This is a genomic window from Sinorhizobium arboris LMG 14919, from assembly GCF_000427465.1.
Classification (GTDB): domain Bacteria; phylum Pseudomonadota; class Alphaproteobacteria; order Rhizobiales; family Rhizobiaceae; genus Sinorhizobium; species Sinorhizobium arboris.
On the sequence record NZ_ATYB01000014.1, the window covers coordinates 2,505,910 to 2,527,145 of the forward strand.

At 62.1% G+C, this 21,236-nt stretch carries 22 protein-coding genes and 1 pseudogene; 18 read left to right on the forward strand and 5 right to left on the reverse strand.

Annotated features, from left to right (window positions below):
* The first annotated feature begins 148 nt into the window (after nt 1–148).
* Entirely contained in the window at nt 149–1,042 is an 894-nt protein-coding gene (gene gluQRS / locus SINAR_RS0123460; RefSeq protein ID WP_028001342.1) for a tRNA glutamyl-Q(34) synthetase GluQRS, read from the forward strand.
* A gap of 21 nt (nt 1,043–1,063) precedes the next feature.
* Here the strand turns inward: gluQRS and SINAR_RS0123465 are convergent, their stop codons facing one another.
* The gene (locus tag SINAR_RS0123465) at nt 1,064–1,939 is read right to left on the reverse strand and encodes a YihY/virulence factor BrkB family protein (protein ID WP_028001343.1); all 876 of its coding nucleotides are present in this window, start codon (nt 1,937–1,939) and stop codon (nt 1,064–1,066) included.
* A 167-nt stretch (nt 1,940–2,106) separates the two neighbouring features.
* Between SINAR_RS0123465 and SINAR_RS0123470 the strand changes: the two genes are divergently transcribed.
* From SINAR_RS0123470 to SINAR_RS0123500, 7 genes are all read left to right on the forward strand, one after another.
* On the forward strand, nt 2,107–2,940 hold the full coding sequence (locus tag SINAR_RS0123470; protein WP_028001344.1) for an SDR family oxidoreductase: 834 nt from the start codon (nt 2,107–2,109) through the stop codon (nt 2,938–2,940).
* Nucleotides 2,941–2,962: 22 nt separating this feature from the next.
* Nucleotides 2,963–3,166 (forward strand): twin transmembrane helix small protein, encoded by a 204-nt coding sequence (locus SINAR_RS0123475; RefSeq protein WP_028001345.1) that lies wholly within the window; start codon nt 2,963–2,965, stop codon nt 3,164–3,166.
* Between the two features lie 16 nt (nt 3,167–3,182).
* Nucleotides 3,183–3,761: a cob(I)yrinic acid a,c-diamide adenosyltransferase gene (locus SINAR_RS0123480; protein ID WP_028001346.1), complete on the forward strand. Its 579-nt coding sequence runs from the start codon at nt 3,183–3,185 to the stop codon at nt 3,759–3,761.
* A gap of 38 nt (nt 3,762–3,799) precedes the next feature.
* A complete protein-coding gene (locus tag SINAR_RS0123485) occupies nt 3,800–4,591 on the forward strand; it encodes a rhomboid family intramembrane serine protease (protein WP_028001347.1) in 792 nt (263 codons plus the stop codon).
* 306 nt (nt 4,592–4,897) lie between these two features.
* Nucleotides 4,898–5,647 carry an electron transfer flavoprotein subunit beta/FixA family protein gene (locus tag SINAR_RS0123490; RefSeq protein ID WP_028001348.1) on the forward strand — a complete coding sequence of 250 codons (750 nt, stop codon included), beginning with the start codon at nt 4,898–4,900 and terminating at the stop codon, nt 5,645–5,647.
* 115 nt (nt 5,648–5,762) lie between these two features.
* The gene (locus tag SINAR_RS0123495; RefSeq protein WP_028001349.1) at nt 5,763–6,692 is read left to right on the forward strand and encodes an electron transfer flavoprotein subunit alpha/FixB family protein; all 930 of its coding nucleotides are present in this window, start codon (nt 5,763–5,765) and stop codon (nt 6,690–6,692) included.
* Between the two features lie 143 nt (nt 6,693–6,835).
* Nucleotides 6,836–7,708, forward strand: coding sequence for a 3-hydroxybutyryl-CoA dehydrogenase (locus SINAR_RS0123500; RefSeq protein WP_028001350.1), 873 nt, complete (start codon nt 6,836–6,838; stop codon nt 7,706–7,708).
* Between the two features lie 31 nt (nt 7,709–7,739).
* On the opposite strand, the gene tlpA is transcribed toward SINAR_RS0123500, so the two are convergent.
* Nucleotides 7,740–8,414: a thiol:disulfide interchange protein TlpA gene (gene tlpA, locus SINAR_RS0123505; RefSeq protein ID WP_028001351.1), complete on the reverse strand. Its 675-nt coding sequence runs from the start codon at nt 8,412–8,414 to the stop codon at nt 7,740–7,742.
* Between the two features lie 25 nt (nt 8,415–8,439).
* Here tlpA and argH point away from each other — a divergent pair, with 25 nt between their 5' ends.
* From argH to SINAR_RS0123525, 4 genes are all read left to right on the forward strand, one after another.
* Nucleotides 8,440–9,843 (forward strand): argininosuccinate lyase, encoded by a 1,404-nt coding sequence (argH, locus tag SINAR_RS0123510; protein WP_028001352.1) that lies wholly within the window; start codon nt 8,440–8,442, stop codon nt 9,841–9,843.
* A gap of 345 nt (nt 9,844–10,188) precedes the next feature.
* The gene (gene lptM / locus SINAR_RS0123515) at nt 10,189–10,389 is read left to right on the forward strand and encodes an LPS translocon maturation chaperone LptM (RefSeq protein ID WP_084617608.1); all 201 of its coding nucleotides are present in this window, start codon (nt 10,189–10,191) and stop codon (nt 10,387–10,389) included.
* A 15-nt stretch (nt 10,390–10,404) separates the two neighbouring features.
* The gene (lysA, locus tag SINAR_RS0123520) at nt 10,405–11,673 is read left to right on the forward strand and encodes a diaminopimelate decarboxylase (RefSeq protein WP_028001354.1); all 1,269 of its coding nucleotides are present in this window, start codon (nt 10,405–10,407) and stop codon (nt 11,671–11,673) included.
* A gap of 138 nt (nt 11,674–11,811) precedes the next feature.
* The gene (locus SINAR_RS0123525; RefSeq protein ID WP_028001355.1) at nt 11,812–14,469 is read left to right on the forward strand and encodes a TIGR02302 family protein; all 2,658 of its coding nucleotides are present in this window, start codon (nt 11,812–11,814) and stop codon (nt 14,467–14,469) included.
* 106 nt (nt 14,470–14,575) lie between these two features.
* On the opposite strand, the gene SINAR_RS0123530 is transcribed toward SINAR_RS0123525, so the two are convergent.
* Nucleotides 14,576–14,935, reverse strand: coding sequence for a response regulator (locus tag SINAR_RS0123530; RefSeq protein WP_026168803.1), 360 nt, complete (start codon nt 14,933–14,935; stop codon nt 14,576–14,578).
* A gap of 192 nt (nt 14,936–15,127) precedes the next feature.
* On the reverse strand, nt 15,128–15,673 hold the full coding sequence (gene hpt, locus SINAR_RS0123535; RefSeq protein WP_028001356.1) for a hypoxanthine phosphoribosyltransferase: 546 nt from the start codon (nt 15,671–15,673) through the stop codon (nt 15,128–15,130).
* Nucleotides 15,674–16,049: 376 nt separating this feature from the next.
* Between hpt and SINAR_RS1000000134730 the strand changes: the two genes are divergently transcribed.
* Nucleotides 16,050–16,277: a hypothetical protein gene (locus SINAR_RS1000000134730; protein WP_028001357.1), complete on the forward strand. Its 228-nt coding sequence runs from the start codon at nt 16,050–16,052 to the stop codon at nt 16,275–16,277.
* Nucleotides 16,278–16,310: 33 nt separating this feature from the next.
* Nucleotides 16,311–16,970, forward strand: a pseudogene (locus SINAR_RS1000000135725) (protein-L-isoaspartate O-methyltransferase family protein); the annotation flags it as partial.
* Between the two features lie 2 nt (nt 16,971–16,972).
* On the opposite strand, the gene SINAR_RS0123545 reads toward SINAR_RS1000000135725, so the two are convergent.
* On the reverse strand, nt 16,973–17,431 hold the full coding sequence (locus SINAR_RS0123545) for a hypothetical protein (RefSeq protein WP_028001358.1): 459 nt from the start codon (nt 17,429–17,431) through the stop codon (nt 16,973–16,975).
* Nucleotides 17,432–17,853: 422 nt separating this feature from the next.
* Between SINAR_RS0123545 and ftsE the strand changes: the two genes are divergently transcribed.
* The 4 genes from ftsE (at nt 17,854) to SINAR_RS0123565 (ending at nt 21,233) form a co-directional block, all read left to right on the forward strand.
* On the forward strand, nt 17,854–18,477 hold the full coding sequence (gene ftsE, locus SINAR_RS0123550) for a cell division ATP-binding protein FtsE (RefSeq protein WP_234710661.1): 624 nt from the start codon (nt 17,854–17,856) through the stop codon (nt 18,475–18,477).
* Nucleotides 18,470–19,486 (forward strand): cell division protein FtsX, encoded by a 1,017-nt coding sequence (locus SINAR_RS0123555; protein WP_028001360.1) that lies wholly within the window; start codon nt 18,470–18,472, stop codon nt 19,484–19,486. The genes ftsE and SINAR_RS0123555 overlap by 8 nt, the downstream gene beginning before the upstream one ends.
* A gap of 104 nt (nt 19,487–19,590) precedes the next feature.
* Nucleotides 19,591–20,289 (forward strand): YdcF family protein, encoded by a 699-nt coding sequence (locus SINAR_RS0123560; RefSeq protein ID WP_028001361.1) that lies wholly within the window; start codon nt 19,591–19,593, stop codon nt 20,287–20,289.
* Between the two features lie 155 nt (nt 20,290–20,444).
* Nucleotides 20,445–21,233 carry a lysophospholipid acyltransferase family protein gene (locus SINAR_RS0123565; RefSeq protein ID WP_028001362.1) on the forward strand — a complete coding sequence of 263 codons (789 nt, stop codon included), beginning with the start codon at nt 20,445–20,447 and terminating at the stop codon, nt 21,231–21,233.
* Nucleotides 21,234–21,236 lie beyond the last annotated feature (3 nt).

Below are 21,236 nucleotides of genomic sequence, written 5' to 3' on the forward strand. Positions count from 1 at the left end.
CACTGCATGTTTTCCCTATGCCGTCGCCGATCGAAGGACAAATCATGAAGCAAACCAAAGTGCTACAGCGTCCTTGCGCATCTGGAACGACGCACGGCGCCGTAGAAAACGGGTGATCTTTACAACGCTTCCATGGCAAAGGAAAAGAATGCCGATTTCACGACCAGAACAACCGGTTTTTCGTTTCGCGCCGAGTCCGAACGGTCTCCTGCATCTCGGGCACGCCCTGTCGGCGATCGTCAATCACGACATGGCGACGGCGATGGGCGGGCGCTTCCTGCTGAGAATCGAGGACATCGACCGGACGCGCTGCCGGCCGGAGTTCGAGGCCGCCATCTTCGAGGATCTCGCCTGGCTCGGGCTCGATTGGGAGGAACCGGTGCGGCGCCAGTCCGATCATCTCGACCTCTATGCCGCAGCGATCGAGCGCCTGCAAAGGATGGGCCTCGTCTACCCCTCGGCCATGACCCGGGGTGACATAAGGGCGGCGGTAGCCGCGGCGGAGGCGACGGGTCTGGCCTGGCCGCGCGACCCGGACGGAACACCGCTCTATCCCGGCGGCGAGCGCGGCTTTTCGCCGGAGGAGCAGGCGGCCCTTCTGGCGAGCGGCCGCCCCTATGCCTGGCGTCTCGACATGCAGAATGCCGTGAAACGCGCCGGCGAGCCACTCGCATGGCGGGAAATAGATCCGGTCCGGCCGGACGAGACCACGTCGATCGACGCCGACCCGGCAGCCTGGGGGGACGTCGTCCTGTCGCGTTCGGATGCGCCGTCGAGCTATCATCTCTCGGTCGTCGTCGATGATGCCCTGCAAGGCATCACCCATGTCGTGCGCGGCCGCGACCTCTACCACGCGACATCGGTTCACCGCCTGCTGCAAAGGCTTCTCGACCTGCCGGAGCCTGTCTATCACCATCACCGCCTCATCCTTGGACCGGACGGCCGAAAACTGTCGAAGAGCAACAGGGACACCGGCATTGCCGCATTCCGCGCGGCAGGGCACGAGCCGGCCGATGTCAGGGCGATGGTTCTCGGCCAATGATGCGGAGAGATACCAGCGGCTTCATTCGCTGCGTCCCGCTTGAAAACTGCGCCTGACCATGAGCTTCACCTTGTATTTCAGAATGGCGGCGTTGATCTCCGCGCCGATGATGAAGATCGCGCCGAGCATGTAGAGAAAGACCAGGACGATCATGATCGAAGCGAGTCCGGCATAGGTCGTGACGTAGTTGGAGAAATTCGCGATATAGGAGGCGAAGGCGTAGGCGCCGACGGACCACAGCACGAGTGTTAGGAAGATTCCGGGCAGGACGTCGACGACATTGCGGTGGCCGGCCGGCAGCCACAGATGCGAGACCAGCAGGCCGGCGGTCAGCATTGCCAGCGTCAGCGGCAAGCCCCAATCGTCCACCGCCGCCATCACCGTATCCAGCCAGGGGAACCACTGATCCGCATTGCGGACCGCCAGAGGGACTGCCACCAGCAGAATGCTGAGAGCTGCAAGAATGAGAACGGCGCCGAGCACGAAGCCGAGGCTCGCAAGCCGCGTCACGTACCAGGAGCGGCTTTCGGCAACCCTATAAGCGCGATTGAGCGCGATCCTCAACGCCTCGACGCCGTTCGATGCGAAATAGGCTGCAGCAAGAACGGAGACCGTAAGCAGACTGCCGCGCGGAATGGTCAATACGCGCACGACCTCGTCGGCGACCGGCTTGGCGATCGATTCCGGCCAGGTGTCGAAGATCAGATGGACTGCCGTCTGCGCGAACTGATCGGCGCCCAGAAAACTGGCAAGCGCGGTGCCGAAGATCAGGAAGGGAAAAACGGCCATCAGCGAAGAGAGCGCCACATGGCTGGCCATCGCCCAGCCGTCGTCCTCGCTGAAATGCCAGAGCGCATCGAACACGACCTTCCAGATGATGCGAACGAATGCCGGCATTCCGTCTCCGATTCTCCACCAGCCCCGCTCCCCAAAGGACCAGCCCGCGCGGCACCTGCGACCGGCCCCGACGTCCCGCTCCGTCCCGGCCATCGCATATGCAAATCAATTGTATCCCAACGATGAATATGGGAAATGGGGCTTGGATTTCTACAGGAATCGCGTGGATGCCGGATCGCCCCACCATTATCGTCACCGGTTGCTCCTCGGGCATCGGGGCCTACTGCGCCCGGGCGCTGCAGCGGGACGGCTGGCGCGTCTTCGCGACCGTTCGCCGGCCCGAGGATCAGGCGCCGCTGGAGGCCGAAGGCATCGAGACATTCATCATGGACTATACCAGGCCGGACACGATCGTCGCGCTGGTGGAGGCCGTAATGGCACTGAGCGGCGGACGGATCGACGCGCTTTTCAACAATGGCGCCTACGGTCAGGCCGGCGCGGTGGAGGACCTTCCGGCGGAGGCCCTGCGCCTCCAGTTGGAGACCAACGTCATCGGCTGGCACGACCTGACGCGGCGCGTCATCCCCGCGATGCGCGCCCGCGGACATGGGCGCATCGTCCAGTGCTCGTCCATTCTCGGCATTGTGCCCTATCGCTGGCGCGGCGCCTACAATGCCTCGAAGTTCGCGCTCGAGGCGCTCTCGCTTACCTTGAGGATGGAACTCGCCGGCAGCGGCATCGACGTGAGTCTGATCGAGCCCGGCCCGATCGCGTCGAGATTCACGACCAATGCAATCGCCTATATCGAGCGGTTCATCGATCTTGAGAATTCTGTCCACCGCGTGGAATACGAGCGCCAGATGCGGCGCCTTCGCGGCGAGAGCAAACCGGCACCCGGCAAGCTCGGACCCGACGCGGTTTATGCCGTGCTGAAACACGCTTTGACTGCACGCCGTCCGAGGCCGCATTATATAGTGACAAGGCCCGCCAAACAGGGAGCGCTCCTCAAAAAGCTCCTGCCGGCGGCACTGTTCTACCGCATCATCGGTCGCCTCGGCTGACCGAATCATAAGGATCTACGCCATGAACAGCTTCCTTACCGGCCTGACCCTTCTCGTCATGGGTCTGGTTGCGATCGTGCTTATCCGCGGCCTCCTCAACATGGCCAAGGGCGGCAGCGGCAACACCTCCAACAAGCTCATGCAGGCGCGCATCGTTTTCCAGGCGGTCGCCATCGTGCTGATCATGCTGACGCTGTGGGTGACCGGCGGCGGCCGCCCGACCTGAATAGAGCAACCGCACCATGGTGAAATTGAACAAGATCTACACCCGGACCGGCGATAATGGCACGACCGGCCTCGTCTCCGGTCCGCGCCGCCTGAAAAGCGATCTCCGGGTCGAGGCCTACGGGGCGATTGACGAGGCGAACGCCTTTGTGGGCCTCGCCCGCCAGCATACGGGCAAGATCCCTGATCTCGACCCCATGCTCCTGCGCATTCAGAACGATCTCTTCGATCTTGGCGCCGACCTCGCGACACCGGACACGGGCGAGAAGCCCGAATATGAACCGCTGCGCATCGTCGCCGCCCAGGTCGCGCGCCTCGAAGGGGAGATCGACCGGCTGAATGCAGGCCTCGAACCGCTGCGCTCCTTCGTCCTGCCGGCCGGCAACCCCGCTTCCGCCGCACTCCATGTGGCCCGTACGGTAGCGCGGCGCGCCGAGCGGCAAATGGTCGCGCTCGCATCGACGGAAGGCGAGGCCGTCAGCACAGAGGCGATCGCCTATGTCAACCGTCTTTCCGATTTCCTGTTCGTCGCAGCTCGCTGGGCAAACGACCAGGGTCGCGCCGACGTCCTCTGGATCCCCGGCAAGAACAGATAGCATATTTTTGTTTTGGTGGATGTCGTCTCGGGGATCGCATGTTCATACCGCTGCATGACAGGAACGAGCTGAAGCACATAAGAATGCAATATGTGACGATCACGCTGATCGTCGTCAATTTCGTTGCCTGGCTCGCTACGGGACCCGTTGCGACCGAGGATTTCGCCAATGCTGCGATCCTCGGGCTCGGCTATATCCCCGCGATCATCTTCGACTACGCCGCCCTCGATCCGTCGCTGATGATCGTTCCGGACGAATTCACCTTCGTCACCTATTCTTTTCTGCATGGCGACTTCATGCATCTCGCCATGAACATGCTTTTCCTCTGGGTCTTCGGCGACAATGTCGAGGACGCGCTCGGGCACTTCCGCTTTCTCGTCTTCTATCTTCTGTGCGCTGCCGCTGGAGCGTTGGCGCACGGGCTCCTCGATCCGGCCTCGGAGGCGCCGCTGATCGGCGCCTCCGGCGCGATTTCCGGCGTCGTGGCCGCCTATTTCCTCCTGCACCCGAGGGTGCGGGTCTGGGTGCTCGTGCTCTTCCGCATCCCCCTGCCCCTTCCCGCCGCCATTCCGCTCGCATTCTGGATCGGCCAGCAGTTCTTCATGCTGATGGCCGATCCGGAAAGCGGCGTTTCCTGGAGCGCCCATGTCGGCGGCATCGTCGCCGGTCTCCTGCTGGTTGTCCTTTTGCGACGCCGCGGTGTGCCCCTGTTCGATCGGACCATCGTTACGCCCCGGGCGGTGGAGCATCGGACAAGAACGCCGGACCAGGCGCTGCCCACCGATCGCACGGCTTCGAGGCCCGCTCCGCATTGGGGCCGCCCGACTTGATCTCTGCGAAACACGGCTGGACCGCAATAGCCGGTGGTTTTCAACAGGTTGCCCGAGATCCGGTTGGGCATGGCGCCCGGATGAAGCCGCACTGCCTGCTCGACCTTGCCAGGGAATTATTTTACTTGTACGTAAACGTAAGTGAATTTGCACACGGTCATATCGATTTGGCCTTGGGTCATCGCGATTTAGCGTCAGGAACGGCTTGTTTATGGAGCAAAAACGCGTATCGATGTCGCCAACCGACAATCAGGCCGCCCTGTTAAGGCGCATTTTCCTGCGAACGTTCTTGGAGGGAAAGATTCCATGAAAATACTTGTGACCGTGAAGCGGGTCGTCGACTACAACGTAAAGATCCGCGTGAAGGCGGACGGTACGGGCGTCGAGCTTGCGAATGTGAAGATGTCGATGAACCCGTTCGACGAGATCTCGGTGGAAGAGGCGCTGCGGCTGAAAGAGGCCGGTAAGGCGAGCGAAGTCGTCGTCGTGTCGATCGGCCCGGCCAAGGCGGAGGAGACGCTGAGGACCGCGCTCGCCATGGGCGCCGACCGGGCGATCCTGGTCGAGACCGACGACCAGGTCGAGCCGCTCGCCGTTGCCAAGATCGTCAAGGGAGTGGCCGAGGCGGAAGCGCCGGGGCTGATCATCGTCGGCAAGCAGGCGATCGACGACGATTCCAACCAGACCGGCCAGATGCTGTCGGCCTTGCTCGGCTGGGGCCAGGGCACCTTTGCCTCCAAGGTCGAGATCGGCGACGGCACGGTCAACGTCACGCGCGAGGTCGACGGCGGGCTGCAGACGGTGGCACTGAAGCTGCCGGCGGTGGTGACCACCGATCTCAGGCTCAATGAGCCGCGCTATGCCTCGCTGCCGAACATCATGAAGGCGAAGAAGAAGCCGCTCGACAAGAAGACCCCGGCCGATTTCGGTGTCGACACGAGCCCGCGGCTGAAAGTCTTGAAGACGGAAGAGCCGTCCGGCCGCAAGGCCGGCGTCAAGGTGAAGACGGTCGCCGAGCTCGTCGACAAGCTCAAGACCGAAGCCGGCGTGCTCTAGGTTCATGCGTCCGGAAAGTGGATGCCGGTTTCCGGACAAAAGCATGGACGACTTTAGACTCATCGAGCTCCGATCCGGAACAGATCGTTGAGCTCAATCGAAAGGGAGATACAAAATGGCCATTCTGCTTCTGGCTGACCACGACAACAGCCACCTTTCCGACCAGACGGCGAAGGCGCTGACGGCGGCAACGAAGATCGGCGGCGATGTGCATGTGCTGGTTGCCGGTGCGAACGTCAAGGCGATCGCCGAGCAAGCCGCCAAGCTCTCGGGCGTCGCCAAGGTGCTGGTCGCCGAGGACGCGTCGCTCGCCAACAATCTGGCCGAGCCGCTGGCGGCGCTGATCGTCTCGCTCGCCGGCAGTTACGACACCGTCGTTGCCGCCGCGACGTCGGTCGGCAAGAACGTCATGCCGCGCGTTGCCGCCCTTCTCGACGTCGCCCAGGTCTCGGAGATCATCGAGGTCGTCTCGCCGGACACCTATCGGCGGCCGATCTATGCCGGCAACGCCATCCAGACGGTGCAGACGAGCGAGCCGAAAAAGGTGATCACCGTGCGCACTGCCTCCTTTGCCGCCGCCGAAGAGGGCGGCTCTGCCGCGATCGAGCCGGTTGCCGCCGCGGCGGACCCGGGCGTCTCTGCCCATGTTTCCGATGCGCTGTCGTCCTCGGACCGGCCGGAACTGACCTCGGCGAAGATCATCATCTCCGGCGGCCGGGCGCTCGGCTCCTCGGAGAAGTTCAAGGAAGTCATCCTGCCGGTCGCCGACAAGCTCGGCGCCGCCGTCGGCGCGTCGCGCGCCGCCGTCGATGCCGGCTATGCGCCGAACGACTGGCAGGTCGGCCAGACCGGCAAGGTCGTGGCGCCTGATCTCTACATCGCCTGCGGCATTTCCGGTGCCATCCAGCATCTTGCCGGCATGAAAGATTCGAAGGTGATCGTCGCCATCAACAAGGACGAGGAGGCGCCGATTTTCCAGGTCGCCGACTACGGCCTCGTCGCCGATCTCTTCGAAGTCCTGCCGGAACTCGAAAAGGCGCTTTGAGGCAGCGGTCACCGGCACGAAAAAGCTGGAAAAAGCGCCGGCATGGCATTAACAATCATACCGGGTCGGCGCTGCCGGCCCGGTATCTTTGCATCTGCGGCAGCGTCATTGCCGCAACATGTTGAACATGGGTGTTCGCTTCAATGATCAAGACGGTGGGAATTATCGGCGCAGGACAGATGGGCTGCGGCATTGCCCATGTTTCGGCTGCCGCCGGATATAAGGTTCAGCTCTACGATATCGCTGCCGATCGCATCGAGGCAGGACTTGCCACCATCAACGGCAATCTCGCGAGGCAGGTCTCGTCCGGCAAGATGACCGACGAGGACCGCAAGCGGGCGCTCTCCCTGATCAAGGGCTCAGGCGATATCAACGACCTGGCGCAGGCCGACCTCGTCATCGAGGCGGTCACCGAAGACGAAACCGTCAAGCGCAAGATTTACGGCCAGGTTTGCCCGGTCATGAGACCGGATGCGATCCTGGCGACCAATACATCGTCTCTGTCCATCACCCGGCTGGCCTCCGCGACCGATCGGCCCGAGCGTTTCATGGGCATCCACTTCATGAACCCGGTCCCGGTCATGAAGCTTGTGGAGCTCGTACGCGGTATCGCCACGGAGGAAGAGACCTTCAAGGCGGCAAAGGAATTTGTCGCGCATCTCGACAAGACCGTCACCGTCGCCGAAGATTTTCCGGCCTTCATCGTCAATCGCATCCTCCTGCCGATGATCAACGAGGCGATCTACACGCTTTATGAAGGTGTCGGCACCGTCGATGCCATCGACACGGCCATGAAGCTCGGCGCCAACCACCCGATGGGCCCGTTGCAGCTCGCCGATTTCATTGGTCTCGACACCTGTCTGTCGATCATGCAGGTGCTGCATGACGGCCTGGCGGATTCGAAGTATCGCCCCTGTCCGCTGCTGGTGAAATATGTCGAGGCCGGCTGGCTCGGCCGCAAGTCCGGCCGTGGTTTCTATGACTACCGGGGCGAGGTGCCCGTACCGACGCGCTGACTTTTTCAGGCGGAGCTCCTGCGGCGATCCCTCAGCTGCCCGCAGGCGGCGCGATCGCCGCCTCGATGAGACTCTTCGCGTCATTGCTGTCCCATACGGCCGGTCCGTTCATCGACCCCAACAGGCAGCCCTTTTCGTCGAGAAGCAAGGTAGCGGGAAGGCCGAAGGCGAGCCCCTCTTTTTTCAGCGTGTTGAAGACGCCCATCGAGGCATCGCGGTAGTAGCCGAGCGCATGAACGCCAACCTCGTCGAGAAACGCCTTCGGCTTGTCGTCGGTGCCGGTATCGATGTTGATGGCGACCACCTCGAAACGATCGCCGCCGAGCGCCTGTTGCAGGGCGTTGAGCGCCGGCATCTCCTCCCGGCACGGCACGCACCACGTGGCCCAGAGATTGACCAGAACGGTCTTGCCGGCAAAGGCGGCAAGCGTCAACGGCTTGCCGTCGGGACCTGCGAAATCGAGGCCGCCGATCGGGCGTGCGTTGGCCGCAGGCGTCATCGCGGCGACCTGACCGCGCATCAGCGGGGTGAGCGAAGCGACTTTTTGACCTGCCAGAGGGCAGCTCGCATCGGCCGTCGCAGTGACGCTGCCATTGCCAGACCCCGTCTCCTTCACGTATACCGCAGCCGCACCGGCGATCACGCCCAAAAGGGCGGCGAGCGCGAACAATTTCAGGACCGGAGGGCGTTTCTTCTGGTCTTGCATTTCATTCTCCAAGGCGGGCATCCTCATGGCTGACGGCAGTTCCGAGACGAAATCCTCCAACCAGATGTGGGGCGGTCGCTTCGCCTCGGGTCCTGACGCGATCATGGAGGAGATAAATGCCTCGATCGGCTTCGACAAGAAGCTCTATGCCCAGGACATCCGCGGCTCAATAGCGCATGCGACGATGCTGGCCCATCAAGGCATCATTTCCGCCGAAGACAAAGACAAGATCGTTCACGGCCTCGACACGATCCTGTCAGAGATCGAAAGCGGCACCTTCGAATTCTCACGCCGCCTCGAAGACATCCACATGAACATCGAGGCGCGGCTGGCGACGCTGATCGGCCCGGCCGCAGGGCGCCTGCATACGGCGCGCTCGCGCAACGACCAGGTCGCGCTCGATTTCCGCCTATGGGTCAAAGAAGAGCTTCGCAAGACCGAGGAAGCGCTGACCGGCCTCATCTCGGCCTTTCTCGACCGCGCCGAGGAGCATGCCGGCACGGTCATGCCCGGCTTCACCCATCTGCAGACGGCACAGCCCGTCACCTTCGGTCATCACTGCATGGCTTATGTGGAAATGTTCGGCCGCGACCGCGCACGCGTGCGCCACGCGATCGAGCACCTGGACGAAAGCCCGATCGGCGCCGCCGCGCTTGCCGGCACCGGCTTTCCGATCGACCGGCACATGACCGCAAAGGCGCTCGGCTTCCGCGAACCGACGCGCAACTCGATCGACACGGTTTCCGACCGCGACTTCGCGCTGGAATTCCTCTCGATCGCGGCGATCGCGGCAACGCACCTGTCGCGGCTGGCGGAGGAAATCGTCATCTGGTCGACGCCGCAATTCGGCTTCATCCGCCTGTCGGACGCCTTCTCGACCGGCTCTTCGATCATGCCGCAGAAGAAGAATCCGGATGCAGCCGAACTGGTGCGCGCCAAGACCGGCCGCATCAACGGTTCTCTGATCGCCCTTTTGACGGTGATGAAGGGCCTGCCGCTTGCCTATTCCAAGGACATGCAGGAAGACAAGGAGCAGGTCTTCGATGCGGCCGAGAGCCTCGAACTCGCAATCGCCGCCATGACCGGCATGATCCGTGACGTGACGGTACGCGCTGACCGGATGAGGGCGGCCGCCGGCTCCGGCTATTCGACGGCGACCGATCTGGCGGACTGGCTGGTGCGCGAAGCAGGCCTCCCTTTCCGCGACGCCCACCATGTAACCGGCCGCGTCGTCGCGCTTGCGGAACAGAAGAGATGCGACCTCGCCGACCTCTCGCTTGCCGAGCTGCAGACGATCAATTCCGCGATAACGGACAAAGTCTTCGACGTCCTGACGGTCGAGGCCTCCGTCGCAAGCCGCACCAGTTTCGGCGGCACCGCGCCTGCCGAAGTCCGCAAGCAGATCGCCTGGTGGCGGGCGCGCAACTAGAGCGGGGCGAGGAAAAATGCGTGCGGCTTGCCGCCCGCATTCCGCGTCTCTACCCGTTAGAATCGATCACGTTCATGACTTTAGGTCGACCGGACCTAAATCATCGTGAACTAGAGCAGTTTCTGGTAAGTGCATGACCGTTGTGCTTGGGGAAGTGGTCGTTTCAACGATTGGAGCGCTTCACCGATTCAATCAACGCTGCGAGGCCGCCCTGCCCCGCGCAGAAACAGGGTGCACAAGGGGCTGAAAAATCGATAAGACATCGCACCGGAGTGGGACGGGGAGCGCGTTATTGCCCCACCCGCACTCCCAGGATCAATCGGCTCTCGGCTTCGGCGAAGGGAAATGACGATGATATTCAGGAAGGCCGCCCGGTTCGTGCTTCTGCTGGCAATCCCGGGCCTTGTTCTCGCCGGCTGCGGGCGTAAGGGCGATCTCGACCGACCGGGGACCACCGCCGCGATCAATACGAAAACGCCCGCCGGTACAGACGAACCGAAGCAGACGGTCGAAGACCGGCCATTTCTGCTTGACCCCCTCCTCTGAGGCCTAGGAAAGACCGTGAACCACTTCCAATACCGCGACGGAATTCTTTACGCCGAGGATGTGCCCGTGACGGAGATCTCGCGCGCCGTCGGTACGCCGTTCTACTGTTACTCCACCGCCACGCTGGAGCGCCATTACAAGGTCTTTTCGCAAGCCTTCGCCGATGTGGACGCCATGGTCTGCTACGCGATGAAGGCCAATTCGAACCAGGCCGTACTGAAAACGCTCGGTCGCCTCGGGGCAGGCGTGGATGTCGTATCCGAAGGCGAACTGCGCCGCGCGCTTGCCGCCGGCATTCCGGCAAGCAGAATCATGTTCTCCGGCGTCGGCAAGACCGTGCGCGAGATGGATTTCGCTCTCGAGGCGGGCATCTATTGCTTCAACGTCGAATCCGAGCCGGAATTGGAGGTCCTAAACCAGAGAGCCGTCCGCGCCGGCAAGAGGGCGCCAGTTTCCTTCCGCATCAATCCCGATGTGGATGCCCGCACGCATGCGAAGATTTCGACCGGCAAGAAAGAGAACAAGTTCGGCATTTCCTGGGAGCGGGCACGCGGCATCTATGCCCACGCCGCCACGCTTCCCGGCATTGAAGTGACCGGGATCGACATGCATATCGGCAGTCAGATCACCGAGCTGCAACCCTTCGACGACGCGTTCAAGCTGTTGCGCGAGCTGGTCGATACGCTGCGTTCCGACGGACATGTCATCGAGCACGTCGACATCGGCGGGGGTCTCGGTATCCCCTATCGGGAGGACAACAACCCGCCGCCGCTCCCGGACGCCTATGCCGATATCGTCAAGAACCAGCTCAAGGGGCTCGACTGCAAGATCGTCACCGAACCGGGCCGGCTGATCGTCGGCAATGCCGGCATTCTCGTGACCGAAGTGGTCTATGTGAAGGACGGCGGCGACAAGACCTTCGTCATCGTCGATGGCGCGATGAACGATCTCATTCGTCCGACGCTGTACGAAGCCTATCACGAGATACGGCCGGTGAGGATTTCCGCCGCCAGCGCGCCGCGCATCAAGGCCGATATCGTCGGCCCGGTCTGCGAGACCGGCGACTATCTGGCACTCGATCGGGAGATGGCGATGCCAAAGCCGGGCGATCTTTTCGCGATCGGCTCGGCGGGCGCTTATGGTGCCGTGCAGTCAGGCACTTATAACAGCCGCCTGCTGGTGCCGGAGGTGCTCGTCAAAGGCGATCGTTTCCACGTGATCCGCCCGCGCCGGGACTATGACGAACTGATCGGCCTGGACTCGGTGCCGGACTGGCTCGGTTGAGCCGAACGGCGCGTTCCGGTTTGGACGCCGACGGCGATCACATATTGTTTTTCGGCGCCGCCCTCGTCTTCGCCACAAACAATGTTATCCTGACCCTAGACCGCCGGCGGTCAAAGGATCGAAAGGAAGTTTGGGCGGATGACGCAATTCCGGCAGGATGAAACGCCAAGACCGCAGTCGTTCGCCAGAATGCTGGCAGCGAAGCGATTCCTTGCCCGCCTCGTTCTTTTCGCCGAAAAACTCCTGCCACGGGCGCTCCTCCCCGCCTCGCTCGTGCTTCTGTTTCTCTCCGCCGGCTGGCTCGGCCTCTTCCGGGCTGCGCCGTTCTGGCTGCACGCCGCTCTTCTTCTCGCCTTCGTCGCAGGGTTGTTCTTCGCCCTGCTGCCGCTGACCCGAATCCGCTGGCCCGAAACGCCCGAAGCGGACAGGATGCTGGAAGAACGCAACCAGCTGCCGCATCAGGCGATCCGCGTCCAGGACGATGCGCCGGCGACGGAGGGCGCATTCGGCGCCGCACTCTGGCGCGAACATCAGGCGCGTATGGCGCGTATGGTCCGGGAACTCGATGCGGGTCTGCCGCGTCCCGATATCGCTCGGCATGATCCCTGGGCGCTGAGGGCCGTCCCCGTCCTGCTTGCCTGCATTGCCTTCGCCTATTCCTATTCGAACCGCGCCGGGCTGGTTTCGGATGCCTTCCGGCTTCCCGAGCGGGAAGCCACGGCTGCCGACATCCGCATCGATGCATGGGTGACGCCGCCCGCCTATACCGGCCGCGCACCGATCTTTCTTACGGGCCGTCAGGACGCAGCGGGCCCGATCCAGGGCAAGGATCGACAGGCCGAAGATCTGCAGGAGCAAGCTCCGATCACGATACCGCAGTTCAGCGACCTTACGGTGCGGATAACCGGCTCCGGGGCCGACGAAACGGTCAGTTACGCCGCGGCAGACGACGAGCCGGTGGTAATCCCGCCGTCGGACGCCAAGGCAGAGGCGGCATCCAGGCCGGAAGCGCCAAAGCCTGAAGCGCCCCAGGCTTCACCCAATGCGGTACGCAATCACGTTTACAAGATCGCCAAGGACGGAACGCTCTCCGTCGGCGGCCAGAGCTGGAGCTTCAAGATCACGCCGGACAGCGTGCCCGGCATCGCTTTCGACGGTGCACCGCGTCCAACCGTCAATGCAGCGCTCGATATCAGCTACCTGGCCCATGACGACTACGGCGTCGCGCAGGCCTGGGCCGAGATCAAGCCGCTCGAAGAGCCCGCAAAGAATGCTCATCCGCTCTACGGTCCACCCGAATATCGCCTCGACCTCCCGCGCCGCAATGCTCGCGAAGCAAAGGGCACCACGAGCCGCAATCTGAGTGAGCATCCGCTTGCCGGCAAGCGCGTGAGCATCACGCTGGTCACACGGGATGCAGCCGGCCAGGAGGGACGAAGCGTACCGCAGGAGATCGTTCTGCCGGCGCGCCGGTTCTTCGAACCCCTTGCGGCTGCCGTCGCCGAGCAGCGGCAGGTCTTCGCGCTGGACACCAATCAATTGCCGCGCGCGATCGACCTCAACGACGCGCTGACGCTTTACCCCGAGGAGACGATTCCGGATGTCACGCACTTCCTGCTGCTGAAGTCGGCACGCACACGCATGCAGCTCGCCCGTAACGACGACATGCTGCGCGATGCCGCCGACCATCTGTGGGAAATTGCGCTCGGCATTGAGGACGGCGACCTGTCGCTCGCTGACCGGCGGCTGCGCGACGCGCAGCAGAAACTGTCGGACGCGCTCGAGCGCAACGCCCCGGACGAAGAAATCGCACGCCTGATGGACGAGCTTCGCCAGGCGATGCAGGAATACATGCGGGCGCTCGCCGAGCAGGCTGCGAAGAATCCCGCTGTCGCCGCCAACCCCGAGATGAACAACGTACTGCGCCAGCAGGATCTGCAGAAGATGATGGACCAGATCGAAAATCTGGCCCGCTCCGGCGCCCGCGATCAGGCGCGGCAGATGCTCTCCGAACTGCAGAGAATGATGAATAATCTCCAGGCCGGACGCATGCAGCAGCAGATGGGCGAGCAGAACAACGCCATGCGGCAGCAGATGGACAAGCTAGGCGAGCTGATGCAGAAGCAGCAGCAGTTGATGGACGAAACCTTCAAGCTCGACCAGGCACTGCGCGACCGGATGCAGCGCGGCGATCCGCTCGATGGCGAGGACGAGGAACTCTTCGGGCAGGACATGCCCCAGGAGCCCGGGCAGCAGGGTGACCCCAACGGGCAACCCAACCCGCTGGACGAAATGACCGCCGAGCAATTGAAGGAGGCTCTCAAACAATTGAGAGAGCAGCAGGAATCACTTGGAAAGCAGCTCGGTGACCTGCAGAAGGGGCTCGAGAACCTGGGTATCAAGCCTGGCAAGGGCTTCGGCCAGGCGCAGCGCGAGATGGAAGGTGCTGCCGGCGCTCTCGGGAAGGGCCAGGGCGAGCAGGCGGTCGGCAGCCAGGGCAGAGCGCTGCAGGCGCTGCGCGAGGGTGCGCAGGACATGATGAACCAGATGCAGGCTCAGGGACAGGGGCAAGGTCCCGGACAGGGCATTCCGCAATACGGCCAGAACGGGCGTGACCCGCTCGGCCGCCGACAGCAAAACGCCGGACCCGATTTCGGCAATCAGGTGAAGGTGCCGGACGAGATCGATACTCAGCGCGCCCGCCAAATCCTCGAAGAGATCCGGCGCAAGCTGGGCGACAGCCTATCGCCCGAGCTGGAGCGGCAGTATCTCGAGCGACTGCTCGACATGCGGTGATGATTTATGGCCTTCGGCGCTTGCGCGCGTCGCGGCCCCTCATCCGGCCTGCCGGCCGCCTCCTCCCGCAGGCGGGGCGAAGGAGCGCATTACCCTGTGAACGGCGTCAGGCGGCCAGCGCCAGCGCTACGGCCTTGCGAATGTCGGGCAGTGAAAACGGCTTCTCGATGACGTCGACGACCTTGCCGGAGAGGTCGTCGGCACGCTCGCGTTGCTCGGCGTACCCGGTCATCAACAGGATTTTCAATGCCGGAAAAGCGGCGGACGCCTGATGCGCAAGTTCGATGCCGTCCATGACGGGCATCCGGATATCGGACAGCAGCAGGTCGAACGGCTGATCGCGAAGGCAGGCGAGTCCATCGGCTCCATCCCCTGCTTCGACCGTTTCGTGCCCATCGAGCCGCAAAGCGCGCGCGACGAACGAGCGCAAGCCATCTTCATCCTCGGTGATCAGGATTTTCGCCATCATGGCCTCCGGTATTTCTTCTGCGGGGAGCGGCGCGGCGACTGGATGCCATGGACGCTCCGTTGGATCTCCGTATCCTCGGCCGCCTCATGCGGCCGCGATACGTCTTCCAAACAAACAGGTTTTCGTTTGTTTCCGGTAAACGCGATAGGCGGCATTTTAATCATTCAGGCGCAGAAATGGTGCGACCGGTTATGTTGCGTCGCCGGTCACGACCCCGACGAACGGCAGTTCCCGGAACGCGTATGCGACATCCATTCCGTAGCCGACCACGAAATGATCAGGACATTCGAAGCCGACATAATCCGCTTCGAGATCGACGCGGCGCTTCACCCGCTTGTCGAGCAGCACGGCGATCGTGACGTTTCGCGCACCGCGCTCCAGAAGCAGCTCCTTGGCGAAGCGCAATGTGCGGCCGGACTCCAGAATATCGTCGATGAGAAGCACGTCGCGATCGCGCACGTCGCTGTCGATGTCCTTGGTGATCCTCACGCCCTTGGATTCGGTCCCGGTTCCGTAGCTCGAAAGCGTGATGAACTCGACTTCCGGAGCAAGGCCTGCCGCGTGCATGGCACGGATCAGATCGGCCGCAAAGATGAACGATCCCTTCAGGATCGAGATGACCAGGAGATCCTTATGTGGCCCGCGAACGATGTCGCCGGCCATTTCCCGGTTGCGCGCCGCAATGGTTTCGGCACTGTAGAGGACGTCGATATTCTTACCGCGGACGACGGGCATGCGGGCTTCTCCATTCGTAAGGAAGAACACCGGCCTCCCTTCTTAGCCGCGATTAGCACATTCGGCGATCGGAAGCACCGGCTTAGGCAAAGGAAACAGCCATGTCCGGCATTTTTCCGCCTGCGTCGGTAGAGTCTATGGCCCTATGGTGCGTCCCGCCGGCGTTTGATTTTTTGTAAACTGTCCGCGAACTTGGCGCAAACCAGCCGAGCTACGAATATTTCAGATTTAGTTAGAATTCGGAAATTCAACCAATCATCGAGTTGGCAGTCGTCTTTCGAGACACCTCCCCCTCATGCACACGCACTACGCAGAGGCCCCATCGGAAATGTTCGGAGAATCGGCCGATGGGCCCGGTTTACGTTGCGAGGTCTGAATGAGCTTTTCAAACGATGAGCTGGCAGTCATCAGACGCGCCTATGCTAAACAAATCCTGGCAGCTGCAAGGATTGCCGATGAAGACCTGGAACACGCATTTGCGGCGGAGCGCCGTGAGCGCTACCTTGGACCTCCCCCCTGGTTTCTCGCAAGGTATGACGGCTACTACGAGATTCCTTCGTCGGATCCGGCCGTGCTGTATCAAGATTGTGTTCTTTCCATTTAGCAGGAAAGGAACGTCAATAACGGAAGTCCAGTTTTACACGCTTGGGCTCTGCATTCTCTGCAAATAAAACGCGGAAACAGCGTCGCACACATTGGGTGCGGCACTGGCTATTACACGTCTATCATCTCCAGGTTAACAGGAGAAACAGGCCGTATTCTAGCGGTAGAGTTTGATGATGAATTGGCTGATAGCGCCAAAAGAAATTTACGCGACAATGAAAACATAAAGGTTACTTGGGGAGACGGGAGTGTCTGGCCACAAGATCCCGTCGATCGAATTTACGTAAACTTTGCTACTTCTCGCCCTTCGAAGTCTTGGATTGAGAACCTTCAGGTCGGTGGCAGGCTAATATTTCCGCTGGGCGTACCTATGGAGCAATCACAGAACAAAAGAGCTAAGACGGCCAAAGGTATATGTTTGCTCGTGCAACGAGAACCTTCGGGTTACAAAGCCTCGTCGCTGGGCCCCAGCTACTTTGTTTGGGGAGAGGGTTCTCATGATGAGACCGCTATCCATTACAATAGAAAGAAATACCTAAGGCAGCTGCAAGATAGCATCGAAACAAAACAAGCGGACAGAATCAGAAGTTTGCGTTTGGGCAAAGCAAAAACATCGGATGAGTGGTTTTCCGGTGAGGATTGGGGGCTGTCCTACGAACCGCTTTCCAGATCTGGCCCTGCCGATGTCTATTGAAGTCAGTCGCCGCTACGAGCACATTCCGCGGGGGAAGCACCGTCTTCGGCAGGTAAAATCGTCAAGTCCGGCATGTTTCCGCCCTCCGTCGGCAGCAGGTGCATATCGGCGCGTCCTTCTCCGAAACCGGCGATCAGCAGGAAGACCGTAAGCCCGAGAAAGGCGGCCAGGCCGGCAAAGCGCCGGGGCGGCATCGCATCGAGCCTGGTCCCGGCCGCGACCAGGATCCGCCGTGCTGCACTCCGCATTCCCGGGGCGGCCGCGGCGCTGGCCTTCGGTGGGGCGCCGGCCCCCCGCCTGTCGTTGAACACCGGATAGGGGCTACGCCGTGCCGTCGGCGCAACCGTCTCGAATTCGACATCGATATAGTCGAGGCGCCTCGGCTGAGCGGCACCGGAACGCGAGGCGCGCTCCGGTGGAATGAGGTCGATGCCCGCGGTCTTTGCGCGAAATGCCTGCATGGGCGCTCCCCGAACGCGGCGCCGAACGTCCTGCCTGCAGCGCCGTACGTCTTCGCTCGATGCACATGCCATCTGCGATGGAGACAAGGCATTGCTTCGAATCCTGACGAGACGTAAACCGAAATGGTTAATGCTTTGGAAAGAAGGCCGCGAAAGCGGCGCCTTTTTGTGGAAAGTTCACCCTTGCTTAACCGTGTCACGCGCGGTTTTGCCTTGGCAGGAGCGTCGCCCTGCTGCATGTTCCTGAATTCGGAGCCGGTGTAGGCGGACATGCGGGTGCTTCAAGTGCTTCACCGGCCGTGGCGCATCTGATAGACGGGTGGAGCTGCGATAATCCGGCCTTCGGCGGATTGGCGGGGGTCGTGACGAGAGACTGGACTGTCCCATTGATTCACTTTGAAAACGTCGGATTGCGCTATGGCATGGGGCCAGAGATCCTCCGGGACCTGACCTTCGACATTCCGCGCCGTTCGTTTCAATTCCTGACCGGGCCGTCGGGCGCCGGCAAGACGACGCTGCTCAGGCTCCTCTTCCTGTCGCTTAAGCCGACTCGCGGCCTCATCCGCATGTTCGACCGGAACATCTCCTCCATCCCCCGCGAGGAGTTTCCGATGCTGCGCCGCCGGGTCGGCATCGTTTTCCAGGACTTCCGGCTGCTCGACCACCTTACGACCTATGAAAACGTCGCCTTGCCGCTGAGGGTTCGCGGCAAAGAGGAGGCGAGCTATCGCTCCGACGTGCTCGAGCTCCTCAAATGGGTGGGTCTCGGTGAGCGCATCAACGTGTTGCCGCCGGTGCTGTCCGGCGGCGAGAAGCAGCGCGCTGCGATCGCGCGGGCGCTGATCGACCGGCCGGAAATCCTGCTTGCCGACGAGCCGACCGGCAATGTCGATCCGCCGATGGCGCGGCGATTGCTCAATCTCTTTCTGGAACTCAACCGACTCGGAACCGCAGTGGTGATCGCTACGCACGACCTGTCCTTGATGGATCAGGTCGAGGCCCGACGGATGATCCTGTCACAGGGGCGGCTCGATATCTATGAATGAGAACCGCGTCCCCCGCGGCGAGCGCGCCCCTCAGCCGCAACAGCAGCAGCGCCGCAGCGAGATGCGCGTGCGTCCGACGGGGCCGATCGTCCCTTCCGCCAATGTCTCGGGCCACGCGCTCATGTGCGTCATCGCCATCATGTCCTTTCTCGCCTGCCTGACGCTCGGCGGCGTCAGCATGGTGCGTGCGACCGCACAAAGCTGGCAATCGCAAATCTCCCGTGAGATCACCATTCAGATCAAGCCGGACGACAATCTCGACATGGAGAAGGCTCTGGCCGATGCGCGGGACCTGGCGCTGACATTCAGCGGGACGACGGGCGGCACGATCATCGACCGCGCCGCGACGGCACGCCTCCTCGAACCGTGGCTCGGTGGCGGGCTGGACCTCAACGAACTGCCCGTGCCGCGGCTCGTCGTGGTTACGATCGACGAGAACAATCCCCCCGATTTCGCCGCGATGCGCACAGCGCTGACGGAAACCATCCCCCAGGCCTTCCTCGATGATCACCGCACCTGGGTCGATCGCCTGGTCGCGATGGCGAGTACTACCACGATGATCGGCACCGGCGTCCTGGTTCTGGTCTTCTCCGCAATGGTGCTGACGGTCGTTTTCGCAACCCGCGGCGCCCTTTCGGGCAACCGCCACATCGTCGAGGTCCTCCATTTCGTCGGAGCGGAAGCGAGTTTCGTCGCCGCAGAATTTCAGAAGCACTTTCTTCGAATCAGCCTGAAGGGTGCCGGCGCCGGAGGCCTTCTGGCGGCGTTGTCCTTTGCAATGGCCAGCTTCTGGCAGTCGCGAACGTTCTCGACTCCGGAAACGGATCAGGCGACCGCCCTGTTCGGCACCTTCTCCATCGGCTACACCGGCTATCTCGGCATCGTCGCGATTATCGTCGTCATTGCCCTGCTGACGACCTTAACGGCTCGCCTTACCGTCATGCGAACGATCTACGAAATCGATCTTGTCCGGTCCGATCCCGGCCGAACCGACAGCTTTCAGGGTTGAAATCGGCCGAAAGCCATGAATCACCCGCAATCGATCTATTCCCTGCCGCAATCTGCGGCTATGTGATGAGAATCATGAAGGTGGGAGAACTACGCGGAAGCGAAATGGCCGGGAGGGGCAAATGGCTGGCTAGGGCCGCGCGCCATCGCCGGTCCCGCAGCGTGCTGCGAAAAATACTGCGCCGCGGGGGATTCGTGCTGCTGGCAATCCTCGCCGTATTCGTCGCGGGCTTCCTGCAATTCGCCGATACCGTAGCCTCGCTGCAGCCGCCGGCCTCCCCGAGGGCCGACGCGATCGTCGTGCTCACCGGCGGTTTTCAGAGGATCGATCAGGCGGTCGACCTCCTCAAGTCCGGAGCCGGAAAACGGCTGCTGATTTCCGGTGTGAATCCGTCGACGACGGGGAGTCAGATCCGACGCAACACTCAGAGCTCCGCCGCCCTCTTCAAATGCTGCGTCGATATCGGCCATGAGGCGATCGACACGATCGGCAATGCCACCGAAGCATCGCAATGGATCCGCGACCGCGGTTACCGGGCAATTCTCGTCGTGACGAACAACTATCATATGCCACGTAGCCTGCTCGAACTGCGCCGCGCCAGGCCGGAGACCGAATTCATCGCCTATCCGGTCGTCAATTCCGATCTGAGGACGACCAATTGGCTGCGCAACCCCCGCGTGCTGAAGGCCATCCTGCTCGAATACGGCAAGTATTCGATCGCGTCGCTGCGTGACGCCGTAGGGGCCCGATGGACCAACGGGCTCAGGACCGAACACCTGGAGGTCAGACCGGGGGAGAAATAGCGCCGCCGCAAACTCCCTCCTGCCCGCAGCCGGCGCGGCGAAGCCTTGCTGCAGACGAAACGGCTTCGAGAACGTTCCTCCAGCAAAGTGTTTTCCTGCGTCGCATATTCGTGTAGGCAGCGTGGCGCCCCGCACCCGCATCGAGAGTCTGCCTGATGATCATCCTGCGTTCGATCCTCTTCAATCTGGTCTTCTACGCCAATCTGATCGTGCAGATGATCGTGCTGACGCCGATCTACTTCCTTGTGCCGCGCAAGACGGCCTGGTTCGTGCCCAAGAACTGGGCGCGAAGCAACCATTGGCTGCTCGCGAAGATCGTCGGCACGACCTTCGAGATCGAGGGGCTCGATAACATTCCGAAGGGCTCCTACATCTTCGCGCCGAAGCATCAGTCCTTCTGGGATGCCTATGCGCTTCTCCCCTGGCTCGACGATCCCTTCTATATCCTCAAGCGGGAGCTCACCTGGATACCGCTGTTCGGCTGGTACATCGTCAAGCAGCGCATGGTTCCGGTGAACCGCGCCGCACGCGGCAAGGCGATGACAGAGGTCATGGACCGTACGAAACACGAGATGGCGACGGGGCGTCAGTTGATCATCTACCCCGAGGGGACGCGCCGCCCGCCCGGCGCACCGCCGGAATACAAATACGGCATTGCCCGGCTCTACCGAGACCTCCAGGTGCCGGTGGTTCCGGTCGCAATGCACCCGGGGCTGTTTTGGCCGCGGCGCAAGTTCCTGCGTTTTCCTGGGCACTTCAAGGTTCGCATCCTCCCGCCGATCGAGGCCGGCCTGGATCCGGACACGTTCTTGGCCAGGCTCGTGGAAGTGACGGAGGCGGCAAGCGACGATCTCCTCGTCGAAACGGTGAACGCCAATCCGCATCTGCCGCTGCCGTCAACCGCCAAACAGCGGCTGCAAGAGCTTGCAGCCGAGCCGCGATGACCG

Excerpts from the sequence above, each read along its gene's own strand:
- SINAR_RS0123525 (WP_028001355.1), top strand. The coding sequence starts at position 11,812 with ATGACGCAATTCCGGCAGGATGAAACGCCAAGACCGCAGTCGTTCGCC.
- SINAR_RS0123465 (WP_028001343.1), bottom strand. The coding sequence starts at position 1,939 with ATGCCGGCATTCGTTCGCATCATCTGGAAGGTCGTGTTCGATGCGCTC.
- hpt (WP_028001356.1), bottom strand. The coding sequence starts at position 15,673 with ATGCCCGTCGTCCGCGGTAAGAATATCGACGTCCTCTACAGTGCCGAA.
- SINAR_RS0123545 (WP_028001358.1), bottom strand. The coding sequence starts at position 17,431 with ATGCAGGCATTTCGCGCAAAGACCGCGGGCATCGACCTCATTCCACCG.
- gluQRS (WP_028001342.1), top strand. The coding sequence starts at position 149 with ATGCCGATTTCACGACCAGAACAACCGGTTTTTCGTTTCGCGCCGAGT.
- SINAR_RS0123565 (WP_028001362.1), top strand. The coding sequence starts at position 20,445 with ATGATCATCCTGCGTTCGATCCTCTTCAATCTGGTCTTCTACGCCAAT.
- lptM (WP_084617608.1), top strand. The coding sequence starts at position 10,189 with ATGACGATGATATTCAGGAAGGCCGCCCGGTTCGTGCTTCTGCTGGCA.
- SINAR_RS0123490 (WP_028001348.1), top strand. The coding sequence starts at position 4,898 with ATGAAAATACTTGTGACCGTGAAGCGGGTCGTCGACTACAACGTAAAG.
- SINAR_RS0123480 (WP_028001346.1), top strand. The coding sequence starts at position 3,183 with ATGGTGAAATTGAACAAGATCTACACCCGGACCGGCGATAATGGCACG.
- SINAR_RS0123485 (WP_028001347.1), top strand. The coding sequence starts at position 3,800 with ATGTTCATACCGCTGCATGACAGGAACGAGCTGAAGCACATAAGAATG.
- SINAR_RS0123500 (WP_028001350.1), top strand. The coding sequence starts at position 6,836 with ATGATCAAGACGGTGGGAATTATCGGCGCAGGACAGATGGGCTGCGGC.
- ftsE (WP_234710661.1), top strand. The coding sequence starts at position 17,854 with ATGGGGCCAGAGATCCTCCGGGACCTGACCTTCGACATTCCGCGCCGT.
- SINAR_RS1000000134730 (WP_028001357.1), top strand. The coding sequence starts at position 16,050 with ATGAGCTTTTCAAACGATGAGCTGGCAGTCATCAGACGCGCCTATGCT.
- tlpA (WP_028001351.1), bottom strand. The coding sequence starts at position 8,414 with ATGCAAGACCAGAAGAAACGCCCTCCGGTCCTGAAATTGTTCGCGCTC.
- SINAR_RS0123555 (WP_028001360.1), top strand. The coding sequence starts at position 18,470 with ATGAATGAGAACCGCGTCCCCCGCGGCGAGCGCGCCCCTCAGCCGCAA.
- SINAR_RS0123560 (WP_028001361.1), top strand. The coding sequence starts at position 19,591 with ATGGCCGGGAGGGGCAAATGGCTGGCTAGGGCCGCGCGCCATCGCCGG.
- argH (WP_028001352.1), top strand. The coding sequence starts at position 8,440 with ATGGCTGACGGCAGTTCCGAGACGAAATCCTCCAACCAGATGTGGGGC.
- SINAR_RS0123530 (WP_026168803.1), bottom strand. The coding sequence starts at position 14,935 with ATGGCGAAAATCCTGATCACCGAGGATGAAGATGGCTTGCGCTCGTTC.
- SINAR_RS0123475 (WP_028001345.1), top strand. The coding sequence starts at position 2,963 with ATGAACAGCTTCCTTACCGGCCTGACCCTTCTCGTCATGGGTCTGGTT.
- SINAR_RS0123470 (WP_028001344.1), top strand. The coding sequence starts at position 2,107 with ATGCCGGATCGCCCCACCATTATCGTCACCGGTTGCTCCTCGGGCATC.
- SINAR_RS0123495 (WP_028001349.1), top strand. The coding sequence starts at position 5,763 with ATGGCCATTCTGCTTCTGGCTGACCACGACAACAGCCACCTTTCCGAC.